Annotated in this window: 1 protein-coding gene; it reads right to left on the reverse strand. The window is 59.9% G+C overall.

What is annotated here, in order from left to right; translation table 11 throughout:
• The coding region (locus UWG_RS34310; protein WP_237720238.1) for an acyl carrier protein at positions 1 to 202 on the reverse strand (202 nt) is incomplete at its 3' end.
• Between the last annotated feature and the right edge of the window lie 30 nt (positions 203 to 232).

Raw genomic sequence — 232 nt, forward strand, 5'->3', positions numbered from 1 at the left:
TCGCCAGCGAAGTGAGCGACGCGATCTCCTCCTCGTCGATCTTTATCCGATACCTCTTCTCCAACTGCACCGCCACCTCCATCGCCGTCAACGAATCCACCTCCAAGTCCTCCTTGAGATCCGCCTCCTCCGTCACCTCCCCCACCGGAACCTCCAACTCCTCAGCAATCAACGCACGCAGCTCCTCAAGATCCACACCCACGACCCGATCTCCCGACACAGCACAACTCCC

The organism is Streptomyces xiaopingdaonensis, from assembly GCF_000262345.1.
Classification (GTDB): Bacteria; Actinomycetota; Actinomycetes; order Streptomycetales; family Streptomycetaceae; genus Streptomyces; species Streptomyces xiaopingdaonensis.